This is a genomic window from Flavobacterium cryophilum (genome assembly GCF_048286555.1).
Taxonomy (GTDB): domain Bacteria; phylum Bacteroidota; class Bacteroidia; order Flavobacteriales; family Flavobacteriaceae; genus Flavobacterium.
In genome coordinates this window covers 48,350-62,949 of the sequence record NZ_JBLVPZ010000007.1, presented here as the reverse complement: position 1 = coordinate 62,949, position 14,600 = coordinate 48,350, and the positions used below count along the sequence as shown (strand labels likewise).

At 34.8% G+C, this 14,600-nt stretch carries 14 protein-coding genes; 8 read left to right on the top strand and 6 right to left on the bottom strand.

Annotation, left to right across the window (positions count from 1 at the left end; all coding sequences use genetic code 11):
- The first annotated feature begins 34 nt into the window (after window positions 1–34).
- From ACNQGJ_RS11270 to ACNQGJ_RS11245, 6 genes are all read left to right on the top strand, one after another.
- Window positions 35–1,582, top strand: a complete 1,548-nt coding sequence (locus ACNQGJ_RS11270) for a serine hydrolase (protein ID WP_417972826.1) — start codon at window positions 35–37, stop codon at window positions 1,580–1,582.
- A gap of 90 nt (window positions 1,583–1,672) precedes the next feature.
- Window positions 1,673–3,892: a RelA/SpoT family protein gene (locus ACNQGJ_RS11265; protein ID WP_417973015.1), complete on the top strand. Its 2,220-nt coding sequence runs from the start codon at window positions 1,673–1,675 to the stop codon at window positions 3,890–3,892.
- A 119-nt stretch (window positions 3,893–4,011) separates the two neighbouring features.
- Window positions 4,012–4,467 carry a Fur family transcriptional regulator gene (locus ACNQGJ_RS11260; RefSeq protein ID WP_417972825.1) on the top strand — a complete coding sequence of 152 codons (456 nt, stop codon included), beginning with the start codon at window positions 4,012–4,014 and terminating at the stop codon, window positions 4,465–4,467.
- 58 nt (window positions 4,468–4,525) lie between these two features.
- Window positions 4,526–5,797, top strand: a complete 1,272-nt coding sequence (locus ACNQGJ_RS11255) for an adenylosuccinate synthase (RefSeq protein ID WP_417972824.1) — start codon at window positions 4,526–4,528, stop codon at window positions 5,795–5,797.
- 60 nt (window positions 5,798–5,857) lie between these two features.
- A complete protein-coding gene (gene nudK, locus ACNQGJ_RS11250; protein ID WP_417972823.1) occupies window positions 5,858–6,439 on the top strand; it encodes a GDP-mannose pyrophosphatase NudK in 582 nt (193 codons plus the stop codon).
- Window positions 6,439–7,320, top strand: a complete 882-nt coding sequence (locus ACNQGJ_RS11245) for a DMT family transporter (protein WP_417972822.1) — start codon at window positions 6,439–6,441, stop codon at window positions 7,318–7,320. The genes nudK and ACNQGJ_RS11245 overlap by 1 nt, the downstream gene beginning before the upstream one ends.
- Window positions 7,321–7,515: 195 nt before the next feature.
- Here ACNQGJ_RS11245 and ACNQGJ_RS11240 read toward each other — a convergent pair whose 3' ends face one another.
- The 3 genes from ACNQGJ_RS11240 to ACNQGJ_RS11230 form a co-directional block, all read right to left on the bottom strand.
- The gene (locus ACNQGJ_RS11240) at window positions 7,516–8,154 is read right to left on the bottom strand and encodes a peroxiredoxin (protein ID WP_417972821.1); all 639 of its coding nucleotides are present in this window, start codon (window positions 8,152–8,154) and stop codon (window positions 7,516–7,518) included.
- A gap of 224 nt (window positions 8,155–8,378) precedes the next feature.
- Window positions 8,379–9,590 carry an MFS transporter gene (locus ACNQGJ_RS11235; RefSeq protein WP_417972820.1) on the bottom strand — a complete coding sequence of 404 codons (1,212 nt, stop codon included), beginning with the start codon at window positions 9,588–9,590 and terminating at the stop codon, window positions 8,379–8,381.
- A gap of 50 nt (window positions 9,591–9,640) precedes the next feature.
- Window positions 9,641–10,552: an AEC family transporter gene (locus ACNQGJ_RS11230; protein ID WP_417972819.1), complete on the bottom strand. Its 912-nt coding sequence runs from the start codon at window positions 10,550–10,552 to the stop codon at window positions 9,641–9,643.
- 170 nt (window positions 10,553–10,722) lie between these two features.
- On the opposite strand from ACNQGJ_RS11230, the gene meaB reads away from it, so the two are divergent.
- Window positions 10,723–11,814 (top strand): methylmalonyl Co-A mutase-associated GTPase MeaB, encoded by a 1,092-nt coding sequence (gene meaB, locus ACNQGJ_RS11225; protein ID WP_417972818.1) that lies wholly within the window; start codon window positions 10,723–10,725, stop codon window positions 11,812–11,814.
- Between the two features lie 4 nt (window positions 11,815–11,818).
- Here meaB and ACNQGJ_RS11220 read toward each other — a convergent pair whose 3' ends face one another.
- The 3 genes from ACNQGJ_RS11220 to ACNQGJ_RS11210 are packed head-to-tail and all read right to left on the bottom strand — an operon-like array spanning window position 11,819 to window position 13,716.
- The gene (locus tag ACNQGJ_RS11220) at window positions 11,819–12,049 is read right to left on the bottom strand and encodes a hypothetical protein (protein WP_417972817.1); all 231 of its coding nucleotides are present in this window, start codon (window positions 12,047–12,049) and stop codon (window positions 11,819–11,821) included.
- Window positions 12,050–12,074: 25 nt separating this feature from the next.
- The gene (locus tag ACNQGJ_RS11215; protein WP_379755437.1) at window positions 12,075–12,305 is read right to left on the bottom strand and encodes a hypothetical protein; all 231 of its coding nucleotides are present in this window, start codon (window positions 12,303–12,305) and stop codon (window positions 12,075–12,077) included.
- Between the two features lie 28 nt (window positions 12,306–12,333).
- Entirely contained in the window at window positions 12,334–13,716 is a 1,383-nt protein-coding gene (locus tag ACNQGJ_RS11210) for an MATE family efflux transporter (protein ID WP_417972816.1), read from the bottom strand.
- 228 nt (window positions 13,717–13,944) lie between these two features.
- Here ACNQGJ_RS11210 and ACNQGJ_RS11205 point away from each other — a divergent pair, with 228 nt between their 5' ends.
- Window positions 13,945–14,529: a hypothetical protein gene (locus ACNQGJ_RS11205; RefSeq protein ID WP_417972815.1), complete on the top strand. Its 585-nt coding sequence runs from the start codon at window positions 13,945–13,947 to the stop codon at window positions 14,527–14,529.
- Window positions 14,530–14,600: the final 71 nt, after the last annotated feature.

Here is a 14,600-nt window from a genome sequence, read left to right as displayed (position 1 = left end):
GATTTCCGCTTTTAAAAAAAATAAAATTAATACTATGAAAAATAAATTAGTACTTGTAATCACGCTATTAACCACAACACTTTCTTTCGCACAAATCAGTTCAACTCAAGTCGATGAAGTGGTAAATCGTACACTAAAAACATTCAATGTTCCTGGAATTGCTGTCGCCATCGTAAAAGATGGAACGGTTATTCATGCTAAAGGATACGGTGTAAAATCGATTTTGACTAATGAAAAAGTAGATGCAAATACCCTTTTTGGAATTGCATCCAATAGTAAAGCGTTTACGAGTGCAGCACTAGCAATGTTAGTAGACGAGGGAAAAGTGAAATGGGATGATAAAGTGATTAAATACCTTCCTAATTTCAAGATGTATAATGACTATGTAACGACCGAATTTACGATTCGGGATTTACTCACGCATAGGAGCGGCCTTGGACTTGGCGCAGGCGATTTAATGATTTGGCCTGGAGGAGGTAACTTTACACCAACAGATATTATTGAGAATTTACAGTATTTAAAGCCCGTTTCGGCATTTAGAACACAATACGATTATGATAATTTACTGTACATTGTTGCCGGAGAAGTAATTCGCGTAGCAAGCGGTTTGAGCTGGTGTGATTTTGTGGAAGAACGCATGATGAAGCCCTTGGAAATGAATAATAGTGTCGCTTCTTTTTTACGATTAAAAGACACCACAAACATTATTGCGCCACACGTTCCTATTGACGGTAAACTAAAAGTAATTAAACGCTACCAAAATCAGCTTTTTGATGCTGCCGCCGGAATTTACTCTAGTGTTAATGATTTGAGCAAATGGACGATTATGCAAATGAACAATGGAAAATACGGCCCACAAAACAAACAATTATTTTCCGAGAAAGAGCACGACGAAATGTGGCAATTACAAACTATCATTCCTACAAAAACTAAAGCGCCCTATAACACTCATTTTAGCGGCTATGGGCTTGGTTGGTTTTTAAATGATGTAAAAGGCTATAAACAAGTATCTCATACGGGCGGATTAGAAGGAATAGTTACCCAAGTGACTTTGATTCCAGAATTAAAATTAGGAATTATTGTATTGACCAATCAACAATCTGGAGCTGCTTTTAATGCTATTACTAATACGATAAAAGATAATTATTTGGGGATTCAATCGGAGAATTATGTAACTATTTATAGCGATCGAATGAAAGCGAATGAAGAAACTGCCGATAAAATAACAGCTGAAGTATGGGCTTCGGTAGCCACAAAGAAAAAAGAAAATATCAAAATCGATTTTAAAAGTTTCATTGGAACATACAAAGACAATTGGTTTGGCGAAGTCGTTCTTTCAGAAAGAAAAGGAAGATTGTATTTTGCTTCAAAACGTTCTCCCCAACTTACGGGCGAAGTTTTTTTCTACAAGGACACGAATTATGTGGTGAAATGGGACAATGCCTATTTCCATGCCGATGCGCATTTATTTTTTGAATGTGATGCAAGCGGAAAAGCTGTTAGAATAACTATGAAACCGATTTCTCAATTAACCGATTTTAGTTATGATTTTCAGGATTTAGATTTTAAAAGAATACAGTAATAGAAAGCCACATTTCGTAACCTTAAATTCAAATATACATTTGCATATCTCCGAGCTTATTGCTATTTTTAGAAAATGAACCATGCCGTTATGACTGATATAGATTTAGAAAAAGAAAACAAAGCAATTGCTCAAGAATATAAAGAACTGCTTCGGATAAGTTATCAAACCTTAACTCCTGAAGACAAAAAACTGATTCGGAAAGCATTTGATGTTTCCGTTGAAGCTCATAAAGAGCAACGGAGAAAATCGGGGGAAGCCTATATTTTTCATCCTATTGCTGTGGCAAAAATTGTCGCTTCCGAAATAGGTTTAGGAGCAACATCCATTGCTGCTGCACTATTGCATGATGTTGTTGAGGACACTCCAACTACAGTGCAGGATATTGAACGTTTGTTTAATCCTAAAGTCGCTCAAATCGTTGAAGGATTGACAAAAATATCGATGGTGCAAAGAGATTTAAATGCCTCTTTACAAGCCGAGAATTTTAGGAAAATGATTCTTACACTGAATGATGACGTTCGTGTGATTTTGATTAAACTAGCCGATCGTTTGCATAATATGCAGACTATGGATTCAATGCAGGAAGACAAGCAAACTAAAATTGCCTCTGAAACTTTATACATATATGCTCCATTAGCGCATCGTTTGGGTTTATACAACATAAAAACAAAGCTAGAAGATTTAGGATTAAAATACACGGAACCCGCTGTATACAATGATATTGTAAGTAAAATAAAAGAAACCAAAGAAGAGCAAGATGACTACATTGCTAATATTACAACTGTTCTAAAAACAGCTTTGGATCAAGAAGGAATTGAGTACATGATAAAAGGTCGCCCAAAATCTATTTATTCTATTCGTCGAAAAATGCAAGCGCAAAACGTAAGCTTCGACGAAGTGTATGATAAGTTTGCGTTGCGCATCGTATACAAATCAAATCCTCATGACGAAAAATTTCTTGCCTGGAAAATATATTCTATCGTAACTGACCATTACAGACCAAGCCCAAGTAGATTGCGTGACTGGATTTCGTCACCAAAATCTACTGGTTACGAAGCGTTACATATTACAGTAATGGGTCCAAAAGGACGCTGGGTTGAAGTGCAGGTGCGAAGCGAACGTATGGATGAAATAGCTGAAAAAGGATATGCAGCACATTACAAATATAAAAATGGCGCTACTGAAGAAAGCGGTTTGGATGTTTGGCTAAATTTACTAAAAGAAGCGCTGGAAAATTCCGAAACGAATGCGGTCGATTTTGTAGAAGACTTCAAAATGAATTTATATTCTAAAGAAATCTTTGTGTTTACTCCTAAAGGAGAAATAAAATCTTTGCCAAAAGGCGCCACTTCGCTTGATTTTGCTTTCAGCATTCACTCTGAAATAGGAATTAGAACAAGAGGTACACGTGTTAATGGGAAGCTGGTTCCTTTGAACTTTGAATTAAAAAGTGGTGACCAAATTGAAGTTATTACCTCACAACATCAAAAACCTACAATCAACTGGCTCGATTACGTAACCACTTCCAGAGCGAAAACGAAAATAAAAAATGTTTTAAACGAAAACACCAAGAAAATTGGCGAGGAAGGAAAAGAACTGCTCACGCGAAAACTCAAACATTTAAAAATCACATTAAATGAATCAGTAGTAAACGAATTGGTTAACTTTTTCAAACTCAAAACTAGTTTAGATTTATTTTATCGGGTGGGAATTGGGGCTATTGAAAACCAGCAGCTCAAAGATTACGCAGCTCAAAAAAGCAATACTTTCATTAATTTTTTCAAAAACAAAATGAAACGTACGCCTAGTACTGCTGATGAAGACATCCATAAACCAATCATAAGCAGTAGTTATGATATGCTTGTTTTTGGTAAAGAACACGACAAACTGGATTACAAATTATCTCCGTGCTGCAACCCCATACCTGGTGATGACGTGTTTGGATTTGTAACCATCAACGAAGGAATAAAAGTGCATAAAAAAGATTGCCCAAACGCCATTGGAATGCAATCTAATTATGCCTACAGAATAATGACAGCCAAATGGATTGACTCTTCACAAGAAGAATTTAAAGCCATTATAAACATAACCGGAATGGATGTTTTAGGGCTGACAAACCAATTAACAAAGGTAATTTCAAACAATATGCATGTCAATATTCAGAGTATTTCTTTGAGTACAGATGCAGGAATTTTTCACGGTCAGGTTGCGGTAATTGTTCAAAATAATACTATTTTAAAAAAAATGATCAATAACATCAAAAAAATTGACGGAATCGATAAAGTAACAAGGGTATACAAAACGTAAAAAAAAATCTGCTTTTTTTGTTTTACTTCTCGATTTATTTAACTTGAAGCTAAAAAACTTGAAACTAAACAAACCTGAAACTTTATACTTTAAACTAAAAAATTTATCTTTGCCTGCATATGACACTCATTTCCACAGATAACTCCAAAAACCAAGAAATTGTAAAAAATGTTTTTACGATGTATCTTGAAAAAAAAGGACATCGCAAGACTCCTGAACGTTATGCTATCCTTCAGGAAATTTACGATAGCGAAGAACATTTTGATGTAGAGAATCTTTATATTAAAATGAAAAATAAAAACTACCGTGTGAGTAGAGCAACTCTCTATAACACGATTGAACTGCTACTAGATTGTGCTTTAGTGCGAAAACACCAATTTGGACAAAACCAGGCGCATTACGAAAAATCGTATTTTGACAAACAGCACGATCATATTATAATGACAGATACTGGTGAAGTAATTGAGTTTTGTGACCCCAGAATTCAAAGTATCAAAAAAACAATCGAAGAAATTTTCGACATAGAGATTACAAACCATTCCCTATATTTATATGGAATAAAAAAGCAAAAATAGTACGGATAACTTATAAGTTGTCCCTTTAATATATCACTAACTACAAATAACAGATAGAATGACCGTAGATTTATTACTAGGATTACAATGGGGAGATGAAGGTAAAGGAAAAATTGTTGATGTTCTAACTTCAAATTATGATATTATCGCTCGTTTTCAAGGCGGCCCAAATGCAGGACATACTTTGGAATTTGACGGTATAAAACATGTTCTTAGAACAATTCCTTCTGGTATTTTTCATAAAACTGCAATAAACATAATTGGAAATGGAGTAGTAATTGATCCGGTTGTTTTTCAAAAAGAAATTGAAGGTCTTGCAAAATTTAATTTAGACATTAAAAATAAATTAATTATTTCAAGAAAAGCGCATTTAATTTTGCCTACTCACCGTTTATTAGATGCCGCTTCTGAGGCTTCAAAAGGTAAAGCAAAAATTGGTTCAACATTAAAAGGAATTGGCCCAACGTATATGGACAAAACCGGAAGAAATGGTATTCGTGTTGGTGATATTGAATTAGAAGATTTTGCTGATCGTTACAGAGCTTTGGCTGACAAGCACGAAGCCATGATTAAATTTTACGATGTTGCTATCCAATACAACTTAGAGGAATTAGAAAAAGAATTTTTTGAAGCCATCGAAGAACTAAAAAAATTAGATTTTATCGACAGCGAAGAATATTTACACCAAGCTCAAAAAGCGGGTAAATCAATATTATGTGAAGGTGCTCAAGGTTCGTTATTGGATGTTGATTTTGGAACGTATCCATTTGTAACTTCATCTAATACCACTGCTGCCGGTGCTTGTACCGGTTTAGGGATTGCTCCAAATAAAATCAAAGAAGTATACGGAATCTTCAAAGCATATGTAACACGTGTAGGAAGTGGTCCATTCCCTACTGAACTTTTTGACGAAGATGGTGCAACTATGGCACGTGTAGGAAATGAATTTGGTTCAGTAACCGGAAGACAAAGACGTTGTGGGTGGTTAGATTTAGTAGCACTTAAATATGCTGTTCAGGTGAATGGTGTAACACAACTGATGATGATGAAAGGTGATGTTCTTTCAGGATTTGAAACGTTGAAAGTATGTACTGAATACAATTATAAAGGCGAGAATATTTCTCATTTCCCTTATAATATCGAGCCAGAAAATGTAACTCCGGTGTATCAGGATTTCAAAGGATGGCAAGCTGATTTGACGGGTATGACAACCTATGATGAATTACCAACAGAGTTAAAAGATTACATTGAATTCATTGAAAAAGAAGTGGAAGTTCCTATCAGAATCGTTTCTGTAGGTCCAGACAGAAAGCAAACTATTCTAAAATAGATTCCAAACGCTCTGAAATTTCAGAGCGTTTTTTTTAGTTTAAAAAACCAATCCAACCGAATGAAAAACCCAGCTATCAAAATACAAAAAACCGAATTGCTCTCTGACAATTGGTACGTCTTAAACAAAGTAACTTTTGACTATCAAAAAAAAGATGCCTCTTGGATTACCCAAAAAAGAGAAGTCTACGATAGAGGAAACGGCGCTGCCATTTTGCTTTATAATACACAACAAAAAACAGTTATTCTAACTAGACAGTTTCGTTTGCCAACCTATCTTAACGGAAATGAAACCGGTATGATGACTGAGGTTTGTGCAGGACTTCTGGACCAAGATAATCCAGAGCAATGCATCATTCGGGAAACTGAAGAAGAAACAGGATACCGTATTTCTAAAGTCAAAAAAGTAATGGAAACCTATATGTCTCCCGGTGCCGTAACTGAAATTTTATATTTATTTGTGGGCGAATATGATGAATCCATGAAAGTGAGTGACGGTGGTGGAGCAGAGCATGAAGAAGAAAACATAGAGGTGATGGAAATGGCATTCAACGACGCGTACGATATGATTGAATCCGGTCAAATGCAGGATGCAAAGACCATTATGTTATTACAATATGCCAAAATAAATTGTCTTATTTAATGAACAATACCAGTAAAGGAGTTTTATTTGCCTTATTCGCTACCTTGCTTTGGTCAGTAAATATGGTGATCGCCAGTGGTATAAAAGGACACATCCCACCTGTTGGGTTGGCTTTTTGGCGTTGGTCAATTGCTTGTGTCGTTTTGGCTCCATTCGCTGTAAAAACCACTATTGAAAGCTTCAAAATTGTAAAAAAACATATTCGGTATCTTTCTCTTACCGCTGTTTTAGGCATTACAATTTTCAATACGCTTATTTACTTTGCAGGAAAAACAACAAGTGCAGTCAATTTATCATTAATTGCTATTACGATTCCGCTTTTTATTGTTGTACTCTCTAGAATTATTTTTAAAGAGAAAGTGTCTAATATAAAAATAGTGGGAATTGCTACCATAATCACGGGGGTTCTAGTGCTTATTTCAAAAGGTTCCTTGCAAGCACTACTCCACATCAACTTCACAATTGGGGATTTATTGATGCTCATGGCTTGCTTTTTTTTTGCTTATTACACGATATTAGTCCGACAAAAACCAGAGGAATTAACGGCTAAAGTATTTTTGTTTAGTGTATTTGTCATTGGTACAATTGTACTTTTCCCTTTTTATATGTATGAACACATCTATCATAAAAAAGTGATTTTTGACACTAAAACTGTTTTGGTAACCTCTTATGTAGGTATCTGCGCTTCCCTAATTTCTTTTTATTTATGGAACGAAGCCATTCGATTAATTGGTACATCAAAAACCGCATTAATTTACTATTTGATTCCGGTATTCAGTGGGATCTTGGCGTATTTTTTTTTAAATCAAGCGATTTTACTGACGCAAATCATAAGCATGGTAATCATTATTTCAGGGTTATTTATCTCCAATAAGAAGTAATTATTCGTTTTTTTTAGTACTAAATTAAGCACTAAATCCAACAATGAAATTAAGAATTTACGAGCACATTTGAAGATTTTATATATTACATTAAAAAACGTAAATACCTTTATTCTAAATACTACATCCCAAAAAAAAGCAGAATAAAAATCAATTTATTCTGCTTTTCAATTTAAAAGGTGTTTCAAACAAATTTTATTTATTAGGTTGTGGGGTCATTCTTAAATACGGCTTTACTCGTTCATAACCTTTTGGGAATTTAGCAGCAATATCTTCATCTTTAATCGTTGTAGAGATTACTACCTTTTCACCATCTTTCCAATTTGCTGGTGTTGCAACGCTATAATTAGCAGTCAATTGTAAACTGTCTATTACACGTACTAATTCATCGAAATTTCGACCAGTTGAAGCTGGATACGTCAGCGTTAATTTTATTTTCTTATCTGGTCCTACAATAAACACCGAGCGAACCGTGAAACTCTCACTTGCGTTGGGATGAATCATATCATATAATTCAGCAATATGCCTGTCTTCATCGGCAATTATAGGGAAATTTACAGTTGTGTTTTGAGTTTCATTGATGTCTTTAATCCACTCCATGTGCGAATCTACTCCATCGACACTCAAAGCGATTACTTTTACATTTCGTTTTTCAAATTCAGGATAATAATTTGCAACTGTTCCTAATTCAGTGGTACAAACAGGTGTAAAATCAGCGGGATGTGAGAATAAAATACCCCATGAATCTCCTAACCATTCATGAAAATTTATTTTTCCTTGCGACGTTTCTGCTTCAAAATCAGGAGCAATATCGCCTAATCGTAATGTTGCCATAGTAATTTATTTTATTAATTAGTAACACTGTAAGTTATTGAAATAAAAGCAATAAAGGAGAAAACTAATCTTAAAATTGTATTAATTTTTATAAAACCAGATAGCTATTCTTTTAAAATAATGCAAGTAGGAAACTAGATGCGCTAGCCCTGATAGCAGCGGCATCCCGCGCTTTTTCTGCGCGGATACAGCGAATAGCAGGAAAAAGCTTCTGAAAAAAAATATTATTTTTTCTTTAGGTTAGGCAAAAAGAGCGCTATAATCCCTATCAAAGGCAAATACGCACAGAGGTAATACACGTAAGTTATGCTGGTGTGATCGGCAAGATTCCCTAATAAAGCGGAACCTAACCCGCCCATACCAAAGGCAAAACCATAAAACAGACCAGAAACCATTCCGAGTTTTTTAGGCAATAATTCTTGTGCGTAAACCAAGATTGCCGGAAATGCAGAGGAGATTATAATTCCAATTAAGACTGATAAAACTCCTGTCCAAAACAAATCAGCATAAGGCAACAATAAAGTAAAAGGCGCGGCTCCCAAAACCGAAAACCAAATCACATATTTCCTTCCGAATTTATCGCCTATTGGTCCTCCTATTAAAGTTCCAATGGCACAAGAAGCCAAGAATAAAACCAAATAAAATTGCGCATCCTGAACCGACAATCCAAATTTTTCGATTAAATAAAAGGTGAAGTAACTGGACATACTGGCCATGTAAAAGAATTTTGAAAATATTAAAACCAGCAAGATTCCCACTGAGATTACAATCGTTTTTTGGGATAGATTAGGCAAATCGATTATCACTTTCTTACTACTTCTCAAACTTAAATGGTTTTGATACCAAAACGCGATTCTGCTCAAAACAATCATTGCGATAATGGCAACCACCACAAACCAAATGATGTAATATTGTGAATTTGGTACAACAATCAAGGCAACCAATAAAGGTCCTATTGCAGTTCCGGCATTGCCTCCCAGTTGGAAAATGGATTGTGCCAAACCACGTTTTCCACCTGATGCCAAAAATGAGATTCGGGACGCTTCAGGATGAAAAATGGAAGAACCTATCCCAACCAAAATAACCGAAATTATGATCATTGAAAAACTGGAAGCATACGATAAAAACACAATACCGGATAAGGTAAACAGCATTCCGAAAATTTGAGAAAAAGGCTTAGGTCTTTTGTCCGTATATAAACCTACCAAAGGCTGCAATATAGAAGCTGCCAACTGATACGCCAGGGTGATTAATCCGATTTGTGTGAATGTTAAATTGAAATTTTCTTTTAAAATAGGATACGCAGCTGGAATAACCGACTGTAATAAATCATTCAATAAATGGGCGAATGCGATGGAAAATAATATAGAGTAGACGGTTTGCTGAGCAATAGGAGTTGTATCAATTTTTGATACAGTATCAAGAGATGAATTCATAATTCTAAAAAACTATATTACTAATTATTGGTTCAGATTCATTTTATAAATTAAAGAAACTGAACAACGAAATACCAAAATAATAAGGTGATAAACGATAATGGGATTCCAAAACCAATCATCATACTGCTTAAACGAGGTTTTAATCCATGGGTAGAAGCTAAAATGCAACCTGTAATCATGGGTGCCATCGCTGACTCCATGATGGCGACTTGAATAATTTTGGAATGCTGTTGCAAAATTACGACATACAACACGTAAATGAGAGCTGGAGTCAATATTAATTTATACAAAAGTCCCAGTCCTAAAAACTTCCAATGCTTGCTTTTGCGATCAAAACGCAATTGCAACCCTACAGAAAGCAAAGCTAAAGGCGTCACACCACTTCCTAGTTTTAAAAATAACTGCTGAACCAACTCATGAAAATCGAGATTAAAAACATTCATCAAACAGGCTATTAAGAAAGTTATAAATGGTGGAAAGAGAAGAATTTTTTTGGCGATTATGTAACCATTTGGATTGCCTCTGGAATATACCGTCGCTACTAGAATTCCCAACGTAGTAAGTACCACAAAAGAACCGGGTTGATCGACTAAAATAGCCGTTTTTAAACCTTCTTCCCCATACAATGCTTCAATTATTGGAAAACCTAAAAAGGACGTATTACCCAAACCAGCCGTTAAAATTAAACAACCAATCAGTTTTTTAGACCAGCCGAATTTGTTGCCTAAAAAACTGAATAAAAAATAGGAAACAATAAATCCAATCCAAGCAACTCCAATTGGAAATAACAATTCATTACTCCATTTTATTTTTGGAATATAATACAGGGCCAGCGCTGGAAGACAGATATAAATAACAATCTTATTTAATAGCTTATAGATATTTACAGGAAATCCTTTTATATTCTGAAGTACAATGCCTAGGAATAAAAAAACAAAGATTAGTATAATGTTGGTCATAATACCGCAAAGATATTGACAAATGATTTATAAAATGAATTCAAAAAATGTAAAATTTTGCAGAAAAGTAGTAAGATGACATCAATAATTTAAAAGGAACTGACATTTTAAGAGCATGACCGTCTATTCAAGATAGTTTTTTATTAATTTTACTGTTCAAATAAGTCACTTTGCCACATAAAAACCCACAGCATTCAGCCCTTAACGAAAAACCCGGGATTTCTCCTCCAGAAATCATCAGTGCCATTGCTGTTGGAAATATTCAGCAATTTAGAAAAATACAACCTTTGGCAAAAGAACTCGTTAAAGGGATTTTAGAAAAAAATATCACTGCGCTGAGCCGTGCGATTACGTTAGTCGAAAGTACGAATATAAGCCATTTGGCAAAAGCCAATGAAGTAATAAATGCTTGTTTGCCTCATGCCAATGAATCCGTCAGGATAGGAATAACGGGCGTTCCGGGTGTTGGAAAAAGCACTTTTATTGAAGCTTTTGGAAAATACTTGACCGGTTTAGGAAAAAAAGTAGCGGTGCTGGCTGTTGATCCCAGCAGTACGATTTCACATGGAAGTATTTTGGGTGATAAAACCCGAATGGAAGAACTCGTCAAAGACAAGAATGCTTTTATACGCCCATCAGCTTCGGGGGAAACATTAGGTGGCGTAGCTCGAAAAACCCGCGAAACTATTACCCTTTGTGAGGCCGCAGGTTTTGACACCATCATCATCGAGACGGTTGGCGTAGGCCAAAGTGAAACTGCCGTTCACAGCATGGTTGATTTTTTTCTACTCTTAAAAATTTCTGGTGCAGGTGATGAATTGCAAGGAATCAAACGTGGAATCATGGAAATGGCGGATGCTATTGTCATCAACAAAGCGGATGGTGACAATATTAAAAGAGCACATCTTGCTAAATTGGAATTCAATAGAGCCTTGCATCTTTTTCCTGCTAAAAAATCAGGTTGGACACCTACAACAGCAGCCTGTAGCGCCATAACCCATGAAGGAATACCTGATGTATGGGAAACCGTTCAAAAATTCTTAGAACTGACAAAAGGCAATACCTATTTCTTTGAAAAACGAAAAGAACAAAACCAATATTGGATGATGGAGACCATCAACGAGCAATTGAAAACGAATTTTTATAGCAATCCGGAAATTCAAAAATCATTGGATTCAACTAAAAAAGCGGTGCAAAATGATGAAATTTCACCCTTTGCAGCCGCTCAGAAATTACTGGAACAGTATTTTAAAAAAGACTAATATATTACTTTATCATCTTCCTTTTTAAATAGGTTTCATAACCGTATTTTATCATCATTAAGCCTAAGGCAATTTTAGCAAATTTATCAATAACATAACCCGCAACATGTCCATAATTATAGGCATCACTAAAGTTTTCATTTGAACGAATTTCAAAAGGGAAAAAATTAAAAATCCCTTTAATTACGAGCAGTGTCCCAAAAATAAACATGGAATACATAAATACATTTTTCATATAAATAAATTAAATTGGTTACAAACTACTCTTTCTCGTACCGTTCCATTTCTCTATCGTAAAACTCATTGGCAAGAACGATTAATCCTTCCATTTCAGCATTTAATTCTGCTTCGTCAAGATCCTCAGCTTCTTCCATAAACTCTACCTCATCATCTTTCAGATTAATTATAAATCGAGGGTAATCAAGATGTATGATGAAAATATCCTCGGGAAAATCAGTGTTATCGCCCAGTAAAAATTTTGGTAATTCCATGAATTTAATAGTTAAGTAATTTATTATTTTATTTGTTCTCGTTTTGCACCACCAACTTTCTTGTCAAACTCGCAAAGCGAATATACAAAAATAAAGCGGCTGCGGTTAACCCTGCCAGAAGACCTATCCAAATTCCAACGGCTTTGAGCTCCGTATATTTTCCTAAATAATAGGAAATAGGAAAACCTATTACCCAATACGCCACAAAGGTAATGTACATGGGAATTTTTACATCTTGTAAACCCCGTAACGCTCCCAAAACAACGACTTGAATTCCATCCGAAATTTGGAAAATGGCTGCAATCAATAGTAATTTTGAAGTTATAATGATAATTTCTTCGTTATCCATCATCTGACCTAAATCTGTCATATTGAGGAATAAATGCGGCAAAAAATTATGAAATGCGACAAAGATTATCGCAAAAAAGGTTTCCAGTATAATCGCCAACAGAAAAATAGATCGCGCTACAGTAATCAACTTTTTATAATCGTTCATTCCTTTGGTATGACTCACTCGTATCATTGCGGTAACGCTTAAACCCATCGCAACCATAAAAGTGGAGGAGGCTAATATAAGTGCAATCTGATTAGCAGCCTGACTATTTTTACCCAATGAACCGGAAAGCCAAATCGCTGCGGTAAATAACGTTACTTCAAACAACATTTGCATTGCTGACGGTAAACCAAGACTGATAATTTTTTTCAAAATTAATTTCCGTATTTCTTTAAAACTGAAGTTTTTAAAATATTTTTTTAATTCCGAATTTCGTTTCATTAGGTAATGCATGAAAACTACCATCATTATTCTTGACAAAACAGTTCCTAATGCAGCTCCAAGAATTCCTAATTTAGGAAAAATCCAAATCCCGTAAATCAATACGTAGTTAAAAAATATATGCACCACGTTAGCCATAAAAATAGCATACATCGAATATTTTGTTTTGGCTAAACCATCCGCAAATTGTTTGTACCCCTGATAGATAATCACCGGAATCAAAGAAAATGCAACCCAATCAATATATGGAGCAGCCATATCAGCAACTTCTTTGGGTTGGTGCATCAAATACATAATTTGTTTAGAGAGTACTGTCAGAATAAATAAGGCAACTCCCAAAACTGTGCATAAAAGCAACCCATGATGAAAAGTAGAACGGATTTTTTGGTCGTCTTTTTCGGCATCTGCCTCAGCCACTAACGGAGTGATTGCCGTAGAAAATCCGATTCCTAAAGACAAAGCAATGAAAATAAAGCTATTACCTAATGAAACGGCAGCCAACTCTGTGGAACCTAATTTGCCTACCATGAAATTATCAACTATACCGATCAATGTATGTCCTAACATTCCTAAAACAACAGGATAGGCTAATTTAATATTATAGGAAAACTCTTTGAAGTACTGAGATAAATTCACTTTTTACTTTTTTGATGGCAAAGATAATTAGAAGCTTTCAATTGCATCACAACTATTACATATATAACGCGTCTTTTTTACTGATTTTTCTAACAAAACAAGGAATTCTATAACAAAACCAAAAAATTCTATAACAAAACAGGCTTATGAGGGCTCTACATTTGCACCGTTGTTTTGAATTAAACAAATCAAACAACATAAAAAAAAATTAATAAAAAATTTACAATTATGAAAATGACAGGAAAAATCAAAATGTTATTTGTATTTGCAATAGCAATGATGTTTGCTAACAATGTACAAGCACAAGAAACAACAAATCAAGATACAAATTACGATCAGGGATTCCGTTTAGGTGTTGGTTTAAATGCTGGATACTCTACTAATGATCCTTACAAATTATCACTTGGTGCAGATGTAAGAGGACAATATGATTTATCAAAAAGATACTCTTTGACCTTGACTACAGGTTACACTAATTTATTTGTAAGCAAAGCTGATGGGTTTCCTGGTCAAACAGAAGGAAAAGATTTAGGTATTATTCCAGCTAAAGCTGGTTTCAAAGCTTTTATTTGGAATGACCAATTTTACGTAATGGGAGAAGCTGGTGCAGCATTCGCAACAAGTAATGTAGAAAATACCAGAGACAAAACTTCTTTATTGTTATCTCCAAGTATAGGTTATGCTACGAAATACATAGATATTTCTTTAAACTATACACAGTACAATCATTTTGATCGTTTAAACAGTAACGGTTCTCTTGGTAGAGGAATTGGACAAGTTGGTGTACGTTTAGCTTATGGTTTTCAACTGTAAAAAAATATTGAATTAGTTAAGAAAAATGCGCTGAAATTCAGCGCATTTTTTATTTACTGTAAGTGGCAATT